Origin of the sequence: Staphylococcus caprae (genome assembly GCF_003966625.1) — a bacterium.
Classification (GTDB): domain Bacteria; phylum Bacillota; class Bacilli; order Staphylococcales; family Staphylococcaceae; genus Staphylococcus; species Staphylococcus caprae.
Genome location: NZ_AP018587.1, coordinates 400845 through 423498, shown reverse-complemented (window position 1 = coordinate 423498; position 22654 = coordinate 400845). Strand labels below are relative to the sequence as shown.

Below are 22654 nucleotides of genomic sequence, written 5' to 3'. Positions count from 1 at the left end.
TAAAATATTGGTAAAAATTCCTTTTAAAAAGCTATTCTTATTTTTCAGATATCTGATATAATCAAGTTTATCATTTCGCGATAAGCTTAAGTTTGATTTATTCATCAAATAGACATAAAAAGCTTTAATTTTTCAGAATTTTTAGATAAAAACACATTATTCTGTGCTATGATATAAATTATTAGAAATAGCTCATCATTCATATTGTTAATAAAGCGTTTTTCAAGAATATTAAACAATTTAAATAGCTGTTCGAAATAGATTACTTTTTAATCAGTGGAGGTTCATTATGTCAAGTTTCTTTAACCGGATTACTCGAAAAGAGAATCCAACAATTTATCAAAACAAAGATGGACACCTTAAACGTACGTTGCGTGTGCGTGATTTCCTTGCATTAGGTGTAGGTACCATCGTTTCAACATCAATTTTTACCTTACCTGGGGTGGTAGCTGCAGAGCATGCAGGACCTGCAGTAGCATTATCATTTTTATTAGCAGCTATCGTAGCAGGACTTGTAGCATTCACATATGCTGAAATGGCATCAACTATGCCTTTCGCAGGTTCAGCTTATTCTTGGATTAACGTATTATTTGGCGAACTCTTCGGATGGGTTGCTGGATGGGCTCTCTTAGCAGAATACTTTATTGCAGTTGCTTTCGTAGCATCAGGTTTTTCAGCTAACTTAAGAGGACTTATTGCACCACTTGGAATTAGCTTACCTAAAGCATTATCGAATCCGTTTGGTAGTGATGGTGGCGTCATTGATATTATTGCAGCTGTGGTTATTATCTTGACTGCTTTATTACTTTCTCGTGGTATGAGTGAGGCTGCACGTCTTGAAAATATTTTAGTTATACTTAAAGTGTTAGCGATTATCCTTTTCGTGATTGTTGGTTTAACAGCAATTCATTTCAGCAATTATGTACCATTTATTCCTGAGCATAAAGTCACTGCTTCAGGCAGTCACTTCGGTGGATGGCAAGGTGTATACGCTGGTGTCTCAATGATATTCCTAGCATATATCGGATTTGACTCAATTGCGGCTAACTCTGCAGAGGCAATTAATCCTCAAAAAACGATGCCTAGAGGCATTTTAGGGTCTTTAGTTGTCGCAATTGTACTATTTGTAGCTGTAGCCTTAGTATTAGTTGGTATGTTCCACTATTCTAAATATGCTGGTAACGCTGAACCTGTAGGTTGGGCATTACGTCAAAGTGGTCACGGTATCATCGCAGCAGTTGTTCAAGCTATCTCGGTGATCGGTATGTTTACGGCTTTAATAGGTATGATGTTAGCCGGATCTCGTCTATTATATTCATTTGGTCGTGATGGCTTACTCCCTGCATGGTTGAGTCATTTAAATCATAAACATTTACCTAATAGAGCATTAGTGATTTTAACAATTATTGGTGTATTAATTGGATCAATGTTCCCATTCACTTTCTTAGCGCAATTGATTTCTGCAGGTACATTAGTTGCATTTATGTTTGTATCACTTGCAATGTATCGTCTAAGAAAACGTGAAGGTAAAGATTTACCTAAACCAGCTTTTAAATTACCATTATATCCCGTTTTACCTGCGATTACATTTGTGCTCGTATTACTTGTATTCTGGGGTTTAAGTCATGAAGCTAAATTATATACTTTAATTTGGTTCTTTATAGGTATTGTGATTTATTTACTCTATGGCCTAAAACATTCTAAGAAAAATGAAGAAGAAGAGTATCACGTACCAAAATAATTCATATTATAGAGCTTGGGACATAATTTCCAAAAATAATAGCAGTAAGATGATTTCAGCTAGAATCTTCTTACTGCTACTTTTATATTCAATACTACGTATTTACACGTCATTTTACATCAATATATAATAGGATGTTTCGATTTCACATACCTCACAATACACTTTTATACTTTTCTATAACGTTTTAATCCAATAATATTTAAAGCGATAAACACAATTATAAATAATGTGAGTATAAGTAAATCGAACCAAATATGAGTCCATCCTTGTCCTTTTATCATTACGTTTATTAAACCATTACCAGCATATCGCAATGGGAATAAATATCCTATATTGCTAAGCCAATGGGGCATATTTTCTAAAGGAAATATACCTGAAAAGAATACTTGTGGCACAGCAAATAGTGGAATAAATTGAATCATTTGAAATTCTGAATTAGCAAATGTAGAAATGAAAATCCCCATTGATAATGCGGTAATGGCTAATAATATATTAATTAAAATAACATATCCTAAACTACCCGCTAAATGAATACTAAGAAGATAAATTGAAAATAGCACTATAATCAGTGTTTGAATGATAGCGAAAATTCCGTAGCCTATAAGATAACCTGAAACAATTTCCGTACGACGAATAGAAGTAGATAAAACACGTTCTAATGTTCCTGTAGTGCGTTCTCTTAATAATGTAATGCCCGAAATTAAAAATACAAATAAGAATACAAAGAATCCCATTAAAATAGGAAACATTTTATCAAAATAGTTGCTATTAGAATCGCCATATAAATAATGATTAGATATATCAATATCTTGCTTATTCTTCATTTGCATTGACTTTGGCATTTTTTCAGAAACTTTCTTTACACTACTAAGTCTATCTTTCTGAATTGCTTGGCCAATCATTTGTTTAATCTGATTAGATTTACTAGGATCTTCATTTGTATAAGTCACATGAAGTGTATGACTTTTTTGATATATAAACCCATCTAAATTGTCGTCTTCTATTTTAGATTTAATATCTTTTTGTGTTTTATATTTTTTAATATCTAAATTTGAAGAAGGAAGATGGTTTGTAATATTAGATGACACTGAATGATCTATACCAATTTTCAAGTCTTCTTCATTACCATTAAAGACGAAATACATCAATGTCAATATCAGCATGGGAGCTAAAAACATAAGTGCAAGCGTACGTTTATCACGAAGTAATTCCTTCATAACACGTTTGACTATTGCGAAAAGTTTCAAGATGAACTCACCTCCTCGGCTTTTATAAATACTTCTTCAATCGTATCAGCGTTAAATTTCTTTTTTAGATTTTTAGGAGTATCTAAGGCAAACAATCTACCTTCTATAATTAAGCCAACCTTATCACAACGCTCAGCTTCATCCATAACATGAGTGGTTACTACCACACTTTTTCCTTTATCGACTATATTTTTTAATTGTGTCCAAATCTGATTACGTAACTTAGGGTCGATTCCTACTGTCGGCTCATCTAATATGATTAAATCGGGTTGACCAAGCAAAGCCATTGCTAAAGATAGTCGGCGTTTCATTCCCCCTGAAAATTGATTAACCTTTTTGTTCAATGTGTTTTCTAAATCAACTAAAGACATATTTTTCTTAATGTTGTCTTCCAATTCTTTACCTTTTAATTCTGAAAGGTGACCAAAGAAGTCTAAGTTTTCATAAGCAGTTAAATTTTCATAAAGTGCATCTGTTTGCCCCATATAACCGATTTTATTTAAAACTTGACGATTAGGTATTTTTTGTTTGAAAATTTCAGCTGAACCAGAATCGAAATTTTCCATACCAAGTAAACATTTTATCGTTGTCGTCTTACCTGAACCACTAGGTCCAATTAAACCAAGAAGTTCTCCTCTATTAATTTCTAAAGTAATACGATTTAACACTTTATGTGTTCCATATGATTTTACCACTTCGTACAAGCTAGCAATGCTTCGATCCATACAAATTGCCTCCTTTGTTGACATGACTTACAGTTTATATATATTTAATGTTAAGAGTTTTATGTAATTATAGTGATAAAAATTATTAAAAAGCGAACACATTGACATTAATTGTTCACTAAAAGGTGGATCATAATGAGAGAAAGAGATATTAGGGATATCCGTGTAACCAAAACTCAAAATCGTATTCGTAATGGAATGATGAGACTTTTAAAAATAAAAACATATGAGACCATAACTGTGAAAGACATTTGTAAAGAAAGTCAAATCAGTAGAACAACATTTTATTCACACTATAATGATAAAGAACATTTTATTTATTCTCATCTAAATGAACTATTAAAAAAAGGAAAAAGAGAATTATTAAAAGAAGAATTTTCCTCACAAACTTATTTTTTTGAAAATGCTATTAAGTTCTGGTCAACAAGTGGGTCTCTTATATTAATATTATTAGGTGATAACAGTGCACATAAGTTGCATCAAGAAATCAAAAAAGTATTACAAAGAAATATAGAAATCAATATCGTACCCATCTTAAATACAAAGTTGTTAACGACAAAAGAAAAGTATTTCTTATTAATTTTTATCAGTAATGCCATTTTCGGAGTAATACAAGATTGGGTTAATAGAGGATGTATAGAGAAACCTAATGAATTAGCAACTATTATGAATAAAATCATTACTAGTGCATTCAAATAAATTGATAACATGATAAAACACAATTACTTATTATCAAGTATTTCTTTAATATCCAATTGTTATAGATTCAATATACTAAAGCCTCGCTATGACCATTAAATGATGCATAGCGAGGCTTATTACATATTTATTGTTGCTAATTTAACTTATTTTTATTTACTTGAGCTACAATTTCATGATTTGATGATTACCATCCTTGACCTGTAATTTCATATTGATCTAGTTTACCTTGTTGCAAAGCTTGAAGGGCATTTTCAATGGTGTCGAGCGCTTGATCAAGTTGTTCATAAGTAATCACTAGTGGAGGTTGGAATCGTAAAACATTGCCGGCTACAGCAATAATCACAACGCCATGTTTAAAGCAATCATTACATATCTTTAAAGCCGCTTCTGGATCGCGTGTCTTATCTTTTTTATCAGATACAATATCAATACCTATTGATAGTCCTACACCTCGCACGTCTCCTACACTTTCATATTGTTTAACCCACTGATTCATACGCTGACGTACGTAGTTCCCCTTTTCAGTGGAAGCCGTTAATAAATCTTCTTCTTCGATCATTTCAATTGTGGCCAAAGCTGCTTCACAACTTACTGGATTCGCTCCAGTTGTAAATAAATGAGCCGGTGCTTCAAGACTTTCCATGATATCTTTACGGCCTACAATCGCTGACATTGGTAAACCACCTGCTAAGGACTTTCCAAATGTGATGAGGTCTGGCGTGAAATTGTAATGCGATACAGAACTCCATGTGCCAGTACGACCAAGTCCTTGTTGGATATCATCAACAGCGATTAAAATACCATGTTGGTGGCATAAGTTTTGTAATGCTTCAAAATAACCCGGCACTGGTTCTAACAACCCACCATCACCTTGAATCGTCTCAACCACGATGCATGCAACCTCCTCAGCTGGCACATACTTTGCAAACATCTCTTTAAGAGGAGCCAAATATTCTTCAACTGTATTAGGTTGTGATTGCTCGAACATCCCTCTATATTTATCAGGGAATGGAATATGATAGAAACCGTTGAGTAATGGTCCGTAATGTTTACGCATGTTTAAACTAATGGCTGACATCGATAATGAACCGAATGTTGAACCATGATAAGCATTCGTAAAACTGATAATATACGGTCGCCCAGTATAAGCATGTGCAAATTTGATAATGCCATCATTAGCATCTGATCCTGATAAACCAAATGCCACTCTTTTCTCATCATTGCCCGGCGCAATGTCGCATAACTTTTTAGATAGACGAACTAGCGGCTCATGATACATATAAGCTGGCGTATAGTGCACAAATTTTTCTGCTTGTCTTTTAATCGCGTCGGTCACTTTCTTAGGTGCATGTCCAATATTTTGTGAACTGGCACTTGATAAGAGATCAATATATTCTTTCCCGTCTACATCAACTAATGTGGCACCAAAGCCACGATCAATAGCTAAAGGATAATATTTGATTCGTCCTGATTTCGCGAAATATTCTCCATCTTCATTTATTAGTTTTTCTGCTTTACTCATGATAAATTCACCTTCCCTATGAATTATCATTCATTCTTCATACTGTTTTTAGTCCATCTAAACACTCTCTTTTTATATTTTTATCAGTCTCAAAATGAATTCTTGATATTATGGTAGTAATCAATATACTAATAATTTTCTGATTTGTAAATATTTTCAGAATAATTAAAAAATTAAACTTCTTCATTAATTTAAATATGAAATTAACTTGATAAGCAACGATGTATAAACATAATGGATACGGGAATTAAAATAAGTAATACAATGATTGGAGGAAATGATATGTGGTTAAGATATGGTTATCACTTACTATGTGCATTCATCATTAGTGCACTTCTATTAATCACTACGATGGTGATGGATGTCCTTTTACAATCAACACATTTAACACAGTTATTGCTTAATATTGATTTTCTTGTAGATCCCAAAAACGTACCTACCATTGTCGAAGGTCTGATTCATCTATGTATTGGGTTTACGATTTATGTCATATTTTTAATCATTTATCAATATTCAAAGTCACTTTACTATTTAGCATACTTTCCTTTAATAGTTATTTTTATTATTATGTACCCTTTTTTAATCGCTATAGCACAACGTTCATTCTTTACATTTAGCTGGTCTGAATACTTCTGGTGGATGGTTGCTCATATTATCTTTATGGTATTAATGGCGATTTGTATTCCTACGATTTCAAATAAACATTTATGAGTTTATATTAACTTTTTTAACTTACCTTAAAGTTTCGATGTGGTTTCATTTAAAGCGGTATGATTATTCAATTCAGGTGGTACACTAAAAGCGTAGAAAACATTCTATCAAATTCTAAATTCTCTAATTCGAAAAGGGGTTATCATTGTGAACAAGATTGTTCTTCTTGCATCAACTGTTTTAACAAGTGCAGTATTATTTTCCACTGTAAATATTTCTGAAGCAAAAGCGGATGAAGTAACTGCAAATAATGCAAAACATGTAGCACAACAAGCTATGAAAAACAGCGGTGGCAATCCCTACTTACAGAATTTCAACACTGTCAAAGATAAAGGAGATTACTACAAAATCGACATTAGTAATAAATCTGGTGCAGGTGTAGGCACATATAAAGTCTACAAAAATGGAGAAGTTCAATATAAAAGTGGAAACTATGGTGAGTATAGTACTTTAAATAATAAAGATTGTTATACAGGACAAGGTATTACAACTAAAACTTATAAAGAAACACATCATGCAACAAATGCTGACACATCAGTGGATTCTGCTAGAGAACTTAACGCGTTCTATGTTGGAAATGTGCAGCCTTCTGATTTACCGGAGCAATCTAAACAGACACTTCCAGAAAGTGGTAATCATGACAGTATTCGAGGCACAGAAGTCGCAGCTACTGCCTCACTACTCGCAGGCGGATTATTGATCGCTAGACGTAAGTCTTTACTCAAAACTTCATAATCGAACAACATTAATTACTTTTATAACTGGTCGAAAGATAGTGACGAATCGCTATTGTTTCGGCCTTTTTTATGACGATTTTTTGAAAAATAACTTTGAAACAAGTAACAAATGAATAAACAAGGCTTTAAAGGGAAAATGAAGTATTGTAAACACTAAATTAATCTTATGCATATTAATTGTAAATAGATATACATTCTTTAAGGAGGAATTAGATTATGAAATATGTAGTTGTTGGTACGTCACATGCAGGTTATGAAGCTATTGAAACCCTTTTAAAAGAAGATTCAAGTGCTGAAATCGAAGTGTTTGAAAGTGGCGATAAACCTTCATTCCTATCCTGTGGAATTCAAAGTTATTTAGAAAATGTTTCTCCTTCACTTGATTCATTACACTATGCTTCAACATCTTCTTATGAAGAACAAGGCGTGAACATTCATACTAATAGTACTGTGACTGACTTAGACACGGATAAAAAAGTGATTACCGTAGAACAAAACGGACAATCTAACGAAGTGTCATATGATAAATTGTTCTTAAGTCCAGGTGGCAAACCTGTCACACCTCCTGTTGACGGTATAGATCAATATAATAACGTCTTATTTATGCGAGGTCGTGAATGGGCAAATCAAATTAAACAACGTATGCCACAATCTAAAAAAGCAGTTGTTGTAGGCGGTGGCTACATTGGTATTGAAGCTGCTGAAGCCTTTGCTAAAGCAGGTATTGAAACAACAATTGTTGATATTGCAGATAGAATTTTAAACACTTACCTTGATAAAGAATTCACTGATATTTTAGAAGAAAATTCTAAACAACACGGTCTTTATTTCAAAGGTGGCGAAACCGTTCAATCACTTTCAGGTGACAACGATGGTTATGTGACTAAAGTTGTGACAGATAAAGCTGAATACGAAGCTGATACCGTATTATTCGCAGTGGGTGTTGAACCTGCTACAGAATGGTTAGATGGCAAAATTGATTTAGGTAAAAAAGGTATTATCAATGTCAATCATCAACAACAAACATCTGCTAAAGATGTCTACGCAGGTGGTGACGCAACACTTGTACCATTCGCACCAGTTAATGAAGATCGTTATATCGCGCTCGCAACCAATTCTCGTCGTCAAGGCGTTGTTGCAGCGAAAAACATGACTGGTAACGATATGACAATGCCTAGAGTATCCGGTACTTCTGGATTACAATTATTTGATTATAAATTCGGACAAACAGGTGTCCATGGTACTGAAGCGGATAGTTATGATGGTAATCTAGGTCAGAAATATGTAGAAGAACTTATTCATCCTAAATTTATGCAAGATGATACAAAAGTTCATATGAAAATCATTTACGATGAAGATAGTCATAAAATTTTAGGTGGACAAGTGATGTCTACTGAAGATGTAACAGCTTCTATCAATACGATTTCTATTGCGATATCAGCTGGTTTCACTTTAGAACAATTTGCTGTACAAGACTTCTTCTTCCAACCTGATTATGACCGTCCTTGGAACTATCTCAATGTATTAGCGCAACAAGCATTGGGCGATACGTTCGGAAGCGACAAAATGTTATTCTAATTCATTTGAATAAGTAATAAATGCTCAGTAAGGCGTACGCTATCGTCGTCTTACTGAGTTTTTTTATGTAAAAAATCATCTTAGCGTCTAATATAGAATGACACTAAGATGATTGAAATATATACTAATTGCTTTGATTTTGTTTATCTTCTTTTGAGTCTTTATGCTTATGCTTTTTTTCACCTTTGTCTTTAATTTTTTCTTTTTTAGGGTGATAATTAGGTCCATTTGTATAGTCATTAGCTGCATTCCAAATTAAGAACTCATTGATACCATTGTCTTTAAGCGCTTGAACTTGATCTGAAATGGCTTGTGCATCATATTCCTTATATTTACCTTCACCTAAATAAGAGGCAGTAAAATCTTGGATCCACGGTCTTGATTTCGGTTTATCGTTACCTAATTTATTTAAAATACTATTTTCACGTTGAATGTAACGATTCACTGTTTTATAAGGTTCTGTATCTGGTGCTTTTAATCCAAAGTCTCCTGGACTCCAATGAGATGGATAAATCATTGAAGATATTGCATCTACATTTTTAGAGATTTTAGGGAAACTTTGTCCAATACCTGGCGCATTTTTAACTAATGCTGAATATCCGAAGACATCTGCAGAAATTTTAACATGATATGATTCCAATTCTTTATGTGCATATTCTAAGTATTTAGTTACAGTATCTACACGTTGGTCTCCAGAACTTAACTTACTATTTTGATAGTCGCCTCTATCATAATCTAAATTGCTTGCTTCATTTTCAAAGCCTTCAGGGAATCGAACATAGTCGTATTGAATGTCACGGAACCCAGCCTTTGCTGCAGCTTTAGAAATTGCAACATTATATTTCCAAACATCTTTTACAAACGGATTAACAAAGCTATCGCCTTTACCATTCTCCCAAACTGACCCATCCTTATCTTTAAATGACCATTCAGGATGTTCCTTAGCCAATTTAGTATCTTTGAAGGTAACAATACGTGCGATTGGATAAATATTGTTTTTCTTCAATTTCTTTAAAAGTGGCTTTGCTTCAGCAAGATCCATTTCGTTTTTATCTATGAGTTTATTTCCAGTGTGGAACTTCATTGTGATGTTACCAGCATCATCTTTAACGTCTATAACCATTGAATTCAGTTTAGAATCTTTAATGTATTGAATCAGTTCATCCATTTTCTCATCTTTAGTAGAACCACTCGCCACATAAATGCCCTTCACACCATCTTTAGGGTATTGAACCGCATTGTCACTTTGTTTCTTACTAGATTGTTTAGTTGATTGTTTATCCCCTTTGTCTTCATCGTTCGTTTTATTGTCCTGTCCTTCATCATGACTGCAAGCTGATAATAGTAATGCACTTGTAGCAAAAACAGCTAGAACTTTCTTTTTATTCATACCCTGTCGCCTCCCAAACACACAAAATATAAATTTAAATTTATTACTATTAAATTTACTAAAATGCGTAATTAAGTAATATATTTATATTATTACTAATTATTTATAAACATAGAATAACATACTATTTTGAAAATTGAATTAAAACGTGTGTACGGCTCTCAATTAATTTATGCCCATCTTTTTACATTGCCATCAATATAATTCTAATTTTCGTCAAATTTATGACTTCATACACGATTAAAGACAGTTTCACATAAATTTCGAGTTGAAAAACTTGAGATAAAATATAATTTTTATCATACTGTAAGTGAAAGTTATGTTAAGGAGTGGAAAGTATGAATAAAGAACAATTAGAAAAAATGACTAATGGTAAAGGGTTTATCGCTGCATTAGACCAAAGTGGCGGTAGTACACCTAAAGCGCTTAAAGAATATGGCGTTAATGAAGACCAATATAGCAATGAAGATGAGATGTTCCAACTTGTTCACGATATGCGTACGCGCGTAGTGACTTCACCTTCATTTTCACCTGATAAAATCTTAGGTGCCATTCTCTTCGAACAAACAATGGATCGCGAAGTTGAGGGTAAATACACTGGTGACTACTTAGCAGACAAAGGCATTGTGCCTTTCTTAAAAGTTGATAAAGGTCTTGCTGAACAACAAAACGGTGTTCAATTAATGAAACCAATCAATGACTTAGACGAAACTTTAGACCGTGCCAATGAACGTCATATTTTCGGTACTAAAATGCGTTCTAACATCTTAGAATTAAACGAACAAGGTATCAAAGATGTTGTTGAACAACAATTTGAATTCGCTAAAAAAATCATTGCTAAAGGTTTAGTACCAATCATTGAACCAGAAGTTAACATTAATGCTAAAGATAAAGCTGAAATTGAAAAAGTATTAAAAGCTGAAATCAAAAAAGGCTTAGATTCATTAAATGATGATCAACTTGTAATGTTAAAATTAACTATTCCTACTGAACCTAACTTATATAAAGAATTAGCTGAACATCCAAACGTTGTACGTGTAGTTGTATTATCTGGTGGTTACAGCAGAGATGAAGCTAACAAATTATTAAAAGAAAACGATGAATTAATCGCAAGCTTCTCACGTGCATTAGCTAGTGACTTACGTGCTAGCCAATCACAAGAAGAATTCGATAAAGCATTAGGTGATGCTGTAGACTCAATCTACGACGCATCAGTAAATAAAAACTAAGGTGCGAAGAAAAGCGCTTAGGTTTTGAGCAGAATCGAAAAGTGAGCAAAACTGTTTCTCAAGTTTTGTCGAACTTTGAGTATTTCTGCCGAAAAACCTGCTTTTCGTAGCCCGTCTATCTTTCCGGCGAAGTTAAATTATTTCCTCGTTCGGAAGTACATGAAATGCCGACTGGTTCAAGACAACCAGCCGGCATTTTTTAAATATCTATTTATTTATGTGATTGATGTTCTTCAAATAACTCACCTATTTGATTAAAGAAATCTCCAAATTTTTGTGCAGCATTGTCACCAAACATTTCTTCCAAGTTAGCTTGAGACTCACGCGCACTTTGTTCCGATGCTTCATACATATTGTCTTCGTATTCTTTTAAAGCCATCTGTAACTCGTCATTTTCTTTAAGCGCTTCAGCTAATAAATACGCATCATAAAATGCCATATTCACACCTTCGCCCGCAAATGGACTCATAAGATGTGCTGCATCTCCAATTAAAGTAACATTAGGTTGATTTTCCCATTTGAAACCAATAGGTAATTTATATATGCGACGTAATAATATATCATCGCCTGCATATTCAATATATTTTTTTAATTCTGGATGCCAATCTCCAAAATCGTTCAATAACTGTTCTTTAATTTCTGACTTGTTCATCCCTTTAAATTTATCAAATTCATCATAATCCATTTGATATGACATATATACTTTAATTCTGCCATCGCCATTCACTTGGCCGAGTATCGCTTTGTGGTCACCAAATGCCATCATTTTACCGTGTTTATTAAACTCAGCCAAATCAGGATATTGGTTATACACATCCTCTACATTCAGTTCCACCATTGAAATACCATTATACTCAACGTCCACATTTGCTAAATAAGGTCTCACTTTTGAAAATGCTCCATCAGCACCTACCACGAAATCAAACGTAGCTGTGTCTCCTTCAACGAATGAAACTTTAACTTGTCCATCATCTAATCGAGTAAGCGATTCGAACGTTTTACCATATACGACAGTGCCCTCTTTTAATTGTTCACTAATGATATCGCAAAGTTCACCACGATCAATCTCTGGACGACCACCTTCAACTTCTGGGTCAGCAGTTTCTTCATAATACACTTTCCCATCTTTATCTAATACGCGTGTATCTTCGCCTTCAAAACGTGCAAGTTCTCTAAACCGATGAATCATACCCGCTTCTTTCAATGGTAACTGTCCACTTTCTTCGTGTATATCTAATGATCCACCACGGTCTCTATTAACATCTAACCCAGCTTTTTCAAATATGGAAACCTCGAACCCTTGTTGTTGTAATAGAAGACCTAACATCAATCCTCCAGGTCCTCCACCAATAATACCTACCTTTTTAACATCTTTTATATTCATTCCAAAACCCTCCATTATCTATTTTTATTCGGAAAATTTTTTCAAACGTTCTTTTGTTTCTTCTACAAATTGATCAAACTCTTTTTTCATTCCTTCATCTTGTAAAGCACGTTGACTTGCTTTCATAAAACCTTGAAATACTTCATGTAATTGTTCACGAGAAGCTTTCAATTGCTCAAAATCAATGTTTTGGAATTGTTCCATTCTTTGAGTAAACGCATCATTATCAATATTTTCTTCCAAGAATTTTTCGCCTTCTTCAGTTATTGAATACACTTTCTTTTTTCCGTCTTTAGAAATAGAAACAAATTCTCTATCCTCTAACATTTGTAATATGGGATAAACTGAACCAGGGCTCGGCGCATAAAAACCTTTGAAACGTTCTTCTAAATCTTTAATAATTTGATAACCATGTCTAGATTCTTCTTTCAACATTTTAAGAATGACAAATTGTAAATTTCCTTTTTTGAAAAAGCGATCTCGACCGCCACCTCTTGGACTACCAAAGCCAGTAGCGCCTCTTCCAAAATCAAATCCTTCAAATTTTTCCATATGTTGTCTCATCATTTCTGGTCTTCTTCTGAACATAAATATCACCTTTCTTTAATTATCATTTCGATATATCATTATATTAAGCGATATATCGAAATAAGTCAACGATATATCGAAATAAATTATAAAAAAAGAAATACTGTTCACATAAATGTTGTCAGAACAGTATTCCGATTCACTCTATATATTTTTAAATTTTAAAGATGTATTAATACCTTCCCAAATTTACCACCTGTCGTTAATGGGACGTTATCTCCATATTTATCTTGTAAGTATTGTTCAATACTTTCCATTTGTTGATGATCTATTTCAATTTCTACTTCTTTTAACCATGATGGTAATTGTTGCATGACTTCTTCAACACTTTTTTCAGTATGCTGAGTGTGATGTTCAATTAATGTGTCATAGGTATAATTATTACAATACAGTAGTTGCATTAAATAATACATATCGGCTGTCATGGGTGAGGGTTTCATTTCTAAAAATGCAGTCACCTTCTCTACAATTGAGTTTTCTTTAGGTCCTGCTATTAAACTCACATAAACAAACTGATTTGCGATATCAATGGCTTTTTGAACCGCTTCCCAAGTTGTTACTGCTGGACACATAGATGCAAAGACAAAGTCTACATTATTTAAATCTGAAGCTGATATTGATTCAAACGACTGATTTATCGTCTTAATTGAAGCATCATAATGCTGTGCATTATCTTTTAACATCTCATGTAATACAGTTGATGGTTCGAGACTCGTAACTTTAGCCCCCTCTTTTGCGAAAGGAATACTAAATACACCTGAAGCAGCACCTACATCTAATATACTTAAGTTTTTAAATGCGCCCGTTTGGTTCTCAATCCATGACATAATACGCTTTGTGCGTTTCTGACTTTCTTCTGTAAACGAATTTTTATTGAAGTTCTCAGCCCATTTTTCAAATCCTGGTGCATCAGGATTTCCTAAACCTGCACGTTTCATCCTTTTATCTTGAGTATTAGGATCATTATCCCAAGCGTCTTTCCAAAATTGTTGATCAAAGATATTCATATCCACCATCATTACAAACTCCTTCGAATAAACTTTGTAATTATTGTATCGTCAGTCACCAGTTATTAAAAATAATTAAACTTCACTTAGATGTGGTTAGTTTGGTACATAACTCAATATAATTTTCCTAATCTTTAAAAATAATAGTCAATATACTTACTAATAAGTTATAATAATATTATATTTAAACATTTTATATTTTATAATATATTACTAATTATATATAAAGCGACTCATGGTAGAGGAGATATTAAGTTATGAAAAAACTTATTACCATAGTATTGTGTACATCAATGATTTTAGAAGGTTGTTCATTCATGGATAAAGATCAAACAAAAGATATTCCCAAAAAAGTGAGTGTAAAAAATTATGACGGCAAGTACATTGGTGAGCATAAAAAACGCAACGAGGAATTTAAAGAAAAATATAAAGATGAAGCCGAGAAACAATATAAAAAATATGTAAAAGACACATTTGGGTTAGATTGTAAAATTAATTTGGTCGATGCTTATACTAATTCTTCTGGTTTCAGTGAAAAAAGTAAAACTGATGGTCTACTGGTAGTTGGAACTGTTAAGTATGATATCCCTTTCCAACTAAAATTAATTTTCGTTGAGTCTGATAATGGCTTAACAATCACAACCTTTACACCTGGTCATGAAAACGAAACCTCCGCTGCAGTTGCCGCAATGATGTATAAACGTTATGAAAATGAAATCGAACAAGCACGCCACAAGTTTAAACATGAAGTTGAAAAAAATGGTTATTATGCCATGAATGAAAAACTTCAAAAAAAGCAAGAATTTAATGGCGTTACAAAACAGTACTTAAACTTTAATGCTCCTGGCATTGAAGGATTGGACAAGTTTAAAAAAGATTTCAAACCAATAATGAAGTTGAACGGTGAAGAATTTAATCAACAATTTGATAACTTAATTGCGAAACATCCTGAAATAAAAAACAAGCAGAGTCTGATTTTATTGCATATTACAAAGATAATGAAAATAGAGACAAGATTGCAGATTATGTTTGGAACTTACAAAAACCTATAAATAACGTAATGAAATTATATCCTGGTAAGAAATTCGTAAGATTTTACAAAGATAACGTATCTCCAACAAAGATTGATGGACATGGGCGTTTAAAACCAGAAAGCAATGTCATTTCCATCGAGGGTGGCAGATATGATGAACGAAAATAAACATGCGACCGATTTAGATATCATTGAATTAAGTAGTGGATGAAATTCATATTAATAACAAAACTGCTAACTAAATATGCCACTCTCTCTATGTCTTAATAGACGTTAGAAAGAGTGGCTATTTGTTTAAATTATCCCTAAATATATAAGCAAAGATTAAATCTTAAAACTGATAAAGCTCCTGACAGCTAAATTATTTTTAATTTATCAGCATACTCTAATTATCGCTCATATATTTTTCTTCTTCTTCTGCTACTTTTTTAAATACTTCAAGTTGATATGTTGAAAAGTCAGCTTGTGCACTCATAAATGGAGCTGAACTTACATTTAGTACTTTATGGTTTTTACCATCTAACTCTACTGGTGAGAATAAGTAATAAGCTAAAACAGCATCTGCAACATCTTTATCTGAGTCAGAACCATTACCTAACACTGAAAAATCAGTATAAGGCTTGCCTTTATATTTCACTTGAACGATACTGTACGAAATTGCCTTAGGATTCTTTAACTTTGTGATATCTTTTAATTCTTTAACTTTAATTAAATCTTTTTTAGCAATTTGGTCCTTGGGACTCATATGAAACAATCCAGGTTGATTTGATAGAGCAATCAATTTATCTTTTTTGAACGTAGCCATGATTTGAGAATAATTTTCTGGTTCATCTGTATTCCCAATTTTCTTACCATGTCGATCAATATATAAATAATCAATATGTTTAACATCTTTATCAGGGTCTTTCATTACTTTTCGTTTGATACCCTTTTTATCTTTAAAAAATTTATCTACTTCTTCAAGTGATGAACCTTCAGATTCCTCTGTGTATTTTAAATCAGCTAATGTGACCTTATCCGATAATTTCTTATAATCTTTCCAACCTTGCATCCCCGTCTTATTAGTAAAAGTCTTTTCAGTCATCAAAGGATCTAATTTATCTAAAATAGGAACTTGCTTTAATCCTTTAACCTCTTTTTCTAGCTTCTTATATTGATCTTTTTTACTATCTTCTTCTGAATACTTCGTCGCAACATCCGTTTTATTCTCTGATTTCTTAGAAGAGGATTTGTTAGAATCAGAATCATGTGAACAACCTACCACCCCAATAATAATCATAATTAATAAAATCCCTAAAAATTTTCTCATTTTTCTCTCCTTTTTAGTTCTTATACGTAATGATATGTATTTAATATAAACATGTTGATAAAATAAATGTTTATATTTCTATTCTACAGTAATAACTGAGTATTTTATATAGTATTCTATATATTTTAATAAATATTTTTGAATTAAATAAAGTAGTTGGTTACTTATGTTTTAAATATTTTTTAGAATCATAAGACAAACAAAAAAACGTGCAAGATGTTTTATCATCTCACACGTCTCTCACGAGTTAACTTTAATTATTTAGCTTTATCGTAGTAACCTAATTCAAGATCTTTTGAAGTTTGTTTACGTATTTTTCTCATTAATTGTTCATCGTGAATTAATGATTCACCATAAGAAGGAATCATTTCTTTAATTTTTGGTTCCCAATCTGAAGTATATTCAGGGAAATTACGTTCTAAAACTTCTAAAGCTACAGAAACAGAAGTAGATGCCCCTGGTGATTCACCTAATAAAGCAATCACTGAGTGATCTTCTGAATTTACAACTTCAGTACCAAATTGGATGAAACCTTTACCGTTTTCTTCAGTATCTTTAATCACTTGTACACGTTTACCAGCTGTGTATAATTGCCAATCTTCGTCACGTGCTTCAGGGTAGAACGTACGTAAATGATTCATACAACCTTCTTTAGTCATAATGACTTGGTCAATTGAGTATTTAATCAATGGCACGTTTTTAATAGCTGCAGCTAATAATGTTGTAATATTGTATGGTTTAACAGATCTGAATAAATCTAAATTAGAACCAAATTTAAGGAATTTAGGTCCAATATTCGCAAATGGTCCGAATAATAATGTTCTTTCACCATCAATATAACGTGTATCTAAGTGAGGTACAGTCATTGGAGGTGTACCAGGTGGTTCTTTACCATATACTTTGGCGTCATGTTGTTCAATAACTTGAGGGTTAGTACAAGCAATGAACTGTCCACTAATTGGGAAACCACCTAAGTGTTTACTTTCAGGGATACCTGTTTTTTGTAATAGTGGGATTGCGCCACCACCAGCACCGATGAACACGTAATCTGTTTGATGTTCGAATACATCGCCAGTGTTACGGTTTTTAATTTTAACTAACCATTTACCATTAGATAAACGTTCAAAATCTACAACTTCATGATTGTATTGCACTTCCACATTTGGTGAGTCATGAAGGTTCTTAGCCATTTTACGAGTTAATGCCCCGTAGTTCACATCTGTACCTTCATCGATTTTACTAGCCGCCATAACACCGCTGTTATTTTCGCGACCTTTCATCATTAGTGGAATCCATTTTTTCATTTCTTCAATATCCTCAGTATATTCGATGTTATCGAACATAGGGAAATTCTTCATGGCTTCATAACGATCTTTTAAGAACTTCACATTATTTTTACCGCGTACAAAACTAATATGAGGTAATGGATTAATGAATTCTCTAGGGTTTTCAATTTGACCACTTTTAACTAAGTGACCCCAGAATTGTTTAGAAATCTCAAATTGTTCGTTAATTTCTTTTGCTTTTTCGATATCAATTGAACCATCTGGTTGTTGAACTGTATAGTTCAATTCGCATAACGCAGCGTGTCCAGTACCAGCATTATTACGTTCGTTTGAACTTTCAATACCTGGACGGTCTAGACGTTCATATAAGTGGATGTCCCATTCAGGCTCGATGCTTTTTAACATTGAACCGAATGTTGTACTAAGTACGCCGGCACCAATTAACACAACGTCTTTTTTCTCAGACTTTGCCATGTTGTTCACCTCTCCAAAAAATTGTATAAAAATGCTTACCAGTTCATTAGAGTTGTTCTTTTCAATCAAGTATTCCCTGCTTACAACTCCATGAATGAAAGAGTTTTCTCTACCCTTTACTAGTTATTACACTTATATGTTAAAACAATGCTAAGGAAATGTAAATTATTATAGCTAAGACAATTCATTTTTGTAATAATAACTTTTTTATAATAGAAATATGAATTACAAAATAAATTTTCACTTTCAAATAAGTAACTTCATACCTTTCATATTCCCTCCTTTTCATTCAAATTAAAAGCACATATCCGCTGACAAATGAAACTCATCATCGAATATGTGCGATAATTTTATATTTTCTATTTCTGCATTAAGAACTTTTCAATATAAAATGCTGATTCTTCAATTGATTTATATTCAGTATTAATCACAGTCGCATTTAATTTCTTAAAAACTTCTTCTGCATAAGACAATTCTTTCTTAATACGTTCCAAGCTATTATAGGTAGACTCAGCCGATAAACCTAGCGTTTCAGCCCGATTACGACGAATGTTTGCAATATAATTTGGACTTGCAGTTAACCCAAATACTTTCAAACCCTTTTGTTGATACACATTATCAGGAATTGAGACTTCAGGAACGAGTGGGATATTCGCAATCTTATATCCTTTATTCGCTAAGTACATACTTAAAGGTGTCTTTGATGTTCTTGAAACACCAACGATGAGTGCATCCGCTTCTCCGATATCTGTAAAATGCTTGCCATCATCATATTTAACTGAATACTCGATCGCTTCAATTCGTTTGAAATATTCATCATTGAGTTTACGTAATGCTCCGCTCTCCATTAACGGCTCGGCGTGTGTATGATTTTCAATAATACGAATTAACTCTGACATATAATCTACATATGGAATATCGTGTTCTTTGGCAAATTGATGACCTAAAGCATTAAACGATTCACTCACTAATGTTGTTGCAACAATTGCATGTTGTTCTTGAGCAAGTTGAAGAACATTGAGAAATTCCTGTTCATCCTTGATATAGGGAAATTTCTTAATTTCTACCTGTGTTAAATCTGGAAATTGGGTTAATGTTGCATGAATCATACGTTGCGCTGTTTCTCCAATTGAATCAGAAACTATAAATAACTTTAAAACTTGATCATTATTCTCTTTCACCTTATCGCTCGCTTTCCTCCGCCTGACTTTGAGCTGTAGCTAATATGGCACCAGGTACTCTGAACGGTGAACATGAAACGTAGTCGATATTCCAGTTGTTGAATTGGTAAATTGATTTCGCGTCACCACCAAGTTCACCACATACACCAATCTTAATCTCTGGTTTAACCTGTTTAGCTTGTTCAACTGCTAATTGAATCAATTGCCCTACACCGTCTGTATCTAATGTTTGGAATGGGTCAAGCTGTAAAATATTACTTTCAGTATACACATTTATAAACTTCCCTGCATCATCTCTAGAGAAACCATAAGTTAACTGTGTTAAGTCATTCGTTCCAAAGCTAAAGAAATCACAATGTTTGGCAAGATGTTGCGCAATAAGACAAGCTCTTGGTGTTTCTATCATTGTACCAATAAGGTAATTGACCTTCGTATTTGCGTCATTTTCCAATTGAGTAATCGTTGCAGCTAAACGTTCTTTCAATGTTGTAAACTCTTCAACCGTTGATACAAGCGGAATCATAATTTCAGGCTGGCATTTAATGTCATCTTGTTGAAGCTTCAATACACTTTCAATAATTGCTTCCACTTGCATCTCATATAATTCAGGGTAAGTGACTGCTAAACGACATCCACGGTGTCCTAACATTGGGTTAACTTCATTTAATTCAGCCATACGTTTGCGTAATATATCTGTAGATATATCTAGCTGTTGTGCTACGTTTTGAATATCTTCATCCGAACTTGGTAAAAATTCATGCAATGGTGGATCAAGTAAACGGACAATTGTTGGTCGGTCTTGAGATAATCTAAATATTTCTTCAAAGTCCTTCACTTGATACGTTTTAATCTTCTCAAGTGCTTCGACACGTTCATCGTGATTTGATGCTAATATAAATCGACGCATTTCCACCAGACGTTCTGGTCCAAAGAACATATGCTCAGTTCTTACGAGTCCGATTCCTTTCGCACCAAAGTTATATCCTGCTTGGATATCTTGAGGCGTTTCTGCATTCATTCTAACTTGTAAACGTGCAGTATCTTCTGACCACTCCATAAATTGTTCAAACGCATCACTATGCTCAGCATTTACAGTTTCAATCTCGCCTAAATAGATGTCACCTGTAGAACCATCAACGGACACAATGTCTCCTTCATGCAATTCACCATCAGGATAATAGACAGTTTTATTCACTGTATCAATTTCAACATCCGAACATCCAGTGACACAACATTTACCCATTCCTCTCGCAACCACTGCTGCATGGGATGTCATTCCGCCATGTGTAGTAACAATTGCTTCACTTGCAACCATACCTTCAATATCTTCTGGAGATGTTTCTGGACGCATTAATACAACTTTCTTTCCTTCATCCGCTTGTTCTTTCGCTTCCTCTGCAGAGAATACGATACTTCCTGTTGCCGCTCCCGGACTTGCTGGTAATCCTAACTTCGATATAACAGTCGCTTGCTCTAAGGCCTCTTCCTTAAAATTAGGATGCAATAACTGATCGATAGATTTTACATCTACTTTCGTTACAGCCTCTTCACGTGAAATTAAACCTTCGTTAACTAAATCAACAGCAATTTGAATTGCAGCTCTTGCCGTACGTTTACCATTACGTGTTTGTAGTAAATATAATTTACCGTTTTCAATCGTAAATTCAATATCTTGCATATCTTTATAATGTGTTTCCAATTGTTTTGTCACTTCTACAAATTCTTGATGAACATCTGGCATTTGTGATTTCAATGTATCGATGTCTTGAGGCGTACGGATTCCCGCTACAACATCTTCACCTTGCGCATTTAATAAATATTCACCAAATAATTTGTTCTCCCCAGTGACAGGGTCTCTCGTAAATGCTACCCCCGTGCCACTTTGTTCACCACTATTTCCAAATACCATTTCTTGAACGTTTACGGCAGTACCAATATCATGCGGTATATCATTTAAATCTCGATATACACGTGCACGATCATTATCCCATGATTTGAATACCGCTTCGATTGCTTCTTCTAATTGTTTTAATGGTTCTTGTGGAAAAGGTTTATACACTTCTTCTCTATAAATTTCTTTAAATCTTTCACAAATTGTTTGTAACCCTTCAGCAGATATATCCGCATCGTTCTCGTAATTGTGTTGATTTTTAAAATCGTCAAAATATGTATCAAATGCAAGCATTGGAATACCATATACAACTTCACCGAACATTTGTAATAAACGACGATAACAATCATAAGCAAAACGTGCATCATTTGTTTTCTCGGCGAGTTTCTTAACATTGTCATCGTTCAAACCTAAATTAAGAATGGTATCCATCATACCTGGCATAGAAATCTTCGCACCACTACGTACTGAAACTAACAATAAATCATCATCTGATGAGAAGGATTTCCCTGTTCTTTCTGAAAATGATGTTAAGTGATGAATCAATTGTGTTTTAACTTCAGAAGGTAATTGTTCATTTTGCTTTAAATAATCAATACAAGCCTCGGTTGTAATCGTAAAGCCATCAGGAACTGGTAAGCCAAGACGTTTCATTTCTGATAAATTGGCCCCTTTACCTCCCAATAAATCTTTCATAGAAATGCGTCCTTCATCAAATGCATAAATATATTGTGTCATTTTAGACCACCTCTTCATTTAATATGTCATACTAATCATTTTAGAGTATGTCATATTAGAAAAAGAATTACAACTATTTACATGAAAAGGATTTCATATTTATTACGATTTAGTGAATAACATACATTGAGCCAACAAAATCCCGAGTTAAAAAATTCGACGAAACGTTTGAATTCTC

General features: G+C 33.4%; 17 protein-coding genes and 1 pseudogene. 7 read left to right on the top strand and 11 right to left on the bottom strand.

Annotated features, from left to right (window positions below):
- Positions 1-289 precede the first annotated feature (289 nt).
- The gene (locus JMUB898_RS01820) at positions 290-1741 is read left to right on the top strand and encodes an APC family permease (protein ID WP_002444441.1); all 1452 of its coding nucleotides are present in this window, start codon (positions 290-292) and stop codon (positions 1739-1741) included.
- Positions 1742-1908: 167 nt separating this feature from the next.
- On the opposite strand, the gene JMUB898_RS01815 is transcribed toward JMUB898_RS01820, so the two are convergent.
- Complete coding sequence (locus tag JMUB898_RS01815; protein WP_002444442.1) at positions 1909-2991, bottom strand: ABC transporter permease; 1083 nt, start codon at positions 2989-2991, stop codon at positions 1909-1911.
- Entirely contained in the window at positions 2988-3716 is a 729-nt protein-coding gene (locus tag JMUB898_RS01810; protein ID WP_037541695.1) for an ABC transporter ATP-binding protein, read from the bottom strand. The genes JMUB898_RS01815 and JMUB898_RS01810 overlap by 4 nt, the downstream gene beginning before the upstream one ends.
- A gap of 135 nt (positions 3717-3851) precedes the next feature.
- Between JMUB898_RS01810 and JMUB898_RS01805 the strand changes: the two genes are divergently transcribed.
- On the top strand, positions 3852-4415 hold the full coding sequence (locus JMUB898_RS01805) for a TetR/AcrR family transcriptional regulator (RefSeq protein ID WP_002444447.1): 564 nt from the start codon (positions 3852-3854) through the stop codon (positions 4413-4415).
- A gap of 187 nt (positions 4416-4602) precedes the next feature.
- On the opposite strand, the gene JMUB898_RS01800 is transcribed toward JMUB898_RS01805, so the two are convergent.
- Positions 4603-5940 carry an aspartate aminotransferase family protein gene (locus JMUB898_RS01800; RefSeq protein ID WP_126501891.1) on the bottom strand — a complete coding sequence of 446 codons (1338 nt, stop codon included), beginning with the start codon at positions 5938-5940 and terminating at the stop codon, positions 4603-4605.
- Positions 5941-6222: 282 nt separating this feature from the next.
- Here JMUB898_RS01800 and JMUB898_RS01795 point away from each other — a divergent pair, with 282 nt between their 5' ends.
- The 3 genes from JMUB898_RS01795 to JMUB898_RS01785 all read left to right on the top strand — a co-directional run bounded on the left by JMUB898_RS01795 (position 6223) and on the right by JMUB898_RS01785 (position 8966).
- Positions 6223-6651, top strand: coding sequence for a hypothetical protein (locus JMUB898_RS01795; protein ID WP_037541698.1), 429 nt, complete (start codon positions 6223-6225; stop codon positions 6649-6651).
- Positions 6652-6798: 147 nt separating this feature from the next.
- Positions 6799-7386 (top strand): class I SAM-dependent methyltransferase, encoded by a 588-nt coding sequence (locus JMUB898_RS01790; protein WP_002444454.1) that lies wholly within the window; start codon positions 6799-6801, stop codon positions 7384-7386.
- A 218-nt stretch (positions 7387-7604) separates the two neighbouring features.
- Positions 7605-8966, top strand: coding sequence for an FAD-dependent oxidoreductase (locus JMUB898_RS01785; RefSeq protein WP_002444455.1), 1362 nt, complete (start codon positions 7605-7607; stop codon positions 8964-8966).
- A 124-nt stretch (positions 8967-9090) separates the two neighbouring features.
- Here JMUB898_RS01785 and JMUB898_RS01780 read toward each other — a convergent pair whose 3' ends face one another.
- Positions 9091-10356 carry a putative glycoside hydrolase gene (locus tag JMUB898_RS01780; RefSeq protein WP_002444456.1) on the bottom strand — a complete coding sequence of 422 codons (1266 nt, stop codon included), beginning with the start codon at positions 10354-10356 and terminating at the stop codon, positions 9091-9093.
- Positions 10357-10694: 338 nt separating this feature from the next.
- Here JMUB898_RS01780 and JMUB898_RS01770 point away from each other — a divergent pair, with 338 nt between their 5' ends.
- Entirely contained in the window at positions 10695-11585 is an 891-nt protein-coding gene (locus tag JMUB898_RS01770) for a fructose bisphosphate aldolase (protein ID WP_002444457.1), read from the top strand.
- 211 nt (positions 11586-11796) lie between these two features.
- On the opposite strand, the gene JMUB898_RS01765 is transcribed toward JMUB898_RS01770, so the two are convergent.
- The 3 genes from JMUB898_RS01765 to JMUB898_RS01755 form a co-directional block, all read right to left on the bottom strand.
- The gene (locus tag JMUB898_RS01765) at positions 11797-12969 is read right to left on the bottom strand and encodes an FAD-dependent oxidoreductase (RefSeq protein ID WP_037541700.1); all 1173 of its coding nucleotides are present in this window, start codon (positions 12967-12969) and stop codon (positions 11797-11799) included.
- A gap of 24 nt (positions 12970-12993) precedes the next feature.
- A complete protein-coding gene (locus JMUB898_RS01760; RefSeq protein ID WP_126501890.1) occupies positions 12994-13557 on the bottom strand; it encodes a PadR family transcriptional regulator in 564 nt (187 codons plus the stop codon).
- A gap of 161 nt (positions 13558-13718) precedes the next feature.
- Entirely contained in the window at positions 13719-14576 is an 858-nt protein-coding gene (locus JMUB898_RS01755) for a class I SAM-dependent methyltransferase (protein ID WP_002444460.1), read from the bottom strand.
- A 245-nt stretch (positions 14577-14821) separates the two neighbouring features.
- Between JMUB898_RS01755 and JMUB898_RS01750 the strand changes: the two are divergent.
- A pseudogene (locus JMUB898_RS01750) lies at positions 14822-15765 on the top strand (DUF1672 family protein).
- Positions 15766-15982: 217 nt separating this feature from the next.
- Here JMUB898_RS01750 and JMUB898_RS01745 read toward each other — a convergent pair.
- The 4 genes from JMUB898_RS01745 to ppdK all read right to left on the bottom strand — a co-directional run bounded on the left by JMUB898_RS01745 (position 15983) and on the right by ppdK (position 22476).
- Complete coding sequence (locus tag JMUB898_RS01745) at positions 15983-16906, bottom strand: hypothetical protein (RefSeq protein WP_002444465.1); 924 nt, start codon at positions 16904-16906, stop codon at positions 15983-15985.
- Between the two features lie 257 nt (positions 16907-17163).
- Positions 17164-18666, bottom strand: coding sequence for an L-lactate dehydrogenase (quinone) (gene lqo, locus JMUB898_RS01740; protein WP_037541702.1), 1503 nt, complete (start codon positions 18664-18666; stop codon positions 17164-17166).
- Between the two features lie 359 nt (positions 18667-19025).
- Positions 19026-19847 carry a pyruvate, water dikinase regulatory protein gene (locus tag JMUB898_RS01735; RefSeq protein ID WP_002444468.1) on the bottom strand — a complete coding sequence of 274 codons (822 nt, stop codon included), beginning with the start codon at positions 19845-19847 and terminating at the stop codon, positions 19026-19028.
- A gap of 1 nt (position 19848) precedes the next feature.
- Positions 19849-22476, bottom strand: a complete 2628-nt coding sequence (gene ppdK, locus JMUB898_RS01730; protein ID WP_044466415.1) for a pyruvate, phosphate dikinase — start codon at positions 22474-22476, stop codon at positions 19849-19851.
- Positions 22477-22654: the final 178 nt, after the last annotated feature.

Bases quoted from the DNA above. Each gene is read 5' to 3' on its own strand.
- JMUB898_RS01820 (WP_002444441.1), top strand. From the start codon at position 290: ATGTCAAGTTTCTTTAACCGGATTACTCGAAAAGAGAATCCAACAATT.
- JMUB898_RS01810 (WP_037541695.1), bottom strand. From the start codon at position 3,716: ATGGATCGAAGCATTGCTAGCTTGTACGAAGTGGTAAAATCATATGGA.
- JMUB898_RS01805 (WP_002444447.1), top strand. From the start codon at position 3,852: ATGAGAGAAAGAGATATTAGGGATATCCGTGTAACCAAAACTCAAAAT.
- JMUB898_RS01800 (WP_126501891.1), bottom strand. From the start codon at position 5,940: ATGAGTAAAGCAGAAAAACTAATAAATGAAGATGGAGAATATTTCGCG.
- JMUB898_RS01795 (WP_037541698.1), top strand. From the start codon at position 6,223: ATGTGGTTAAGATATGGTTATCACTTACTATGTGCATTCATCATTAGT.
- JMUB898_RS01785 (WP_002444455.1), top strand. From the start codon at position 7,605: ATGAAATATGTAGTTGTTGGTACGTCACATGCAGGTTATGAAGCTATT.
- JMUB898_RS01780 (WP_002444456.1), bottom strand. From the start codon at position 10,356: ATGAATAAAAAGAAAGTTCTAGCTGTTTTTGCTACAAGTGCATTACTA.
- JMUB898_RS01770 (WP_002444457.1), top strand. From the start codon at position 10,695: ATGAATAAAGAACAATTAGAAAAAATGACTAATGGTAAAGGGTTTATC.
- JMUB898_RS01765 (WP_037541700.1), bottom strand. From the start codon at position 12,969: ATGAATATAAAAGATGTTAAAAAGGTAGGTATTATTGGTGGAGGACCT.
- JMUB898_RS01760 (WP_126501890.1), bottom strand. From the start codon at position 13,557: ATGTTCAGAAGAAGACCAGAAATGATGAGACAACATATGGAAAAATTT.
- JMUB898_RS01755 (WP_002444460.1), bottom strand. From the start codon at position 14,576: ATGATGGTGGATATGAATATCTTTGATCAACAATTTTGGAAAGACGCT.
- JMUB898_RS01745 (WP_002444465.1), bottom strand. From the start codon at position 16,906: ATGAGAAAATTTTTAGGGATTTTATTAATTATGATTATTATTGGGGTG.
- lqo (WP_037541702.1), bottom strand. From the start codon at position 18,666: ATGGCAAAGTCTGAGAAAAAAGACGTTGTGTTAATTGGTGCCGGCGTA.
- ppdK (WP_044466415.1), bottom strand. From the start codon at position 22,476: ATGACACAATATATTTATGCATTTGATGAAGGACGCATTTCTATGAAA.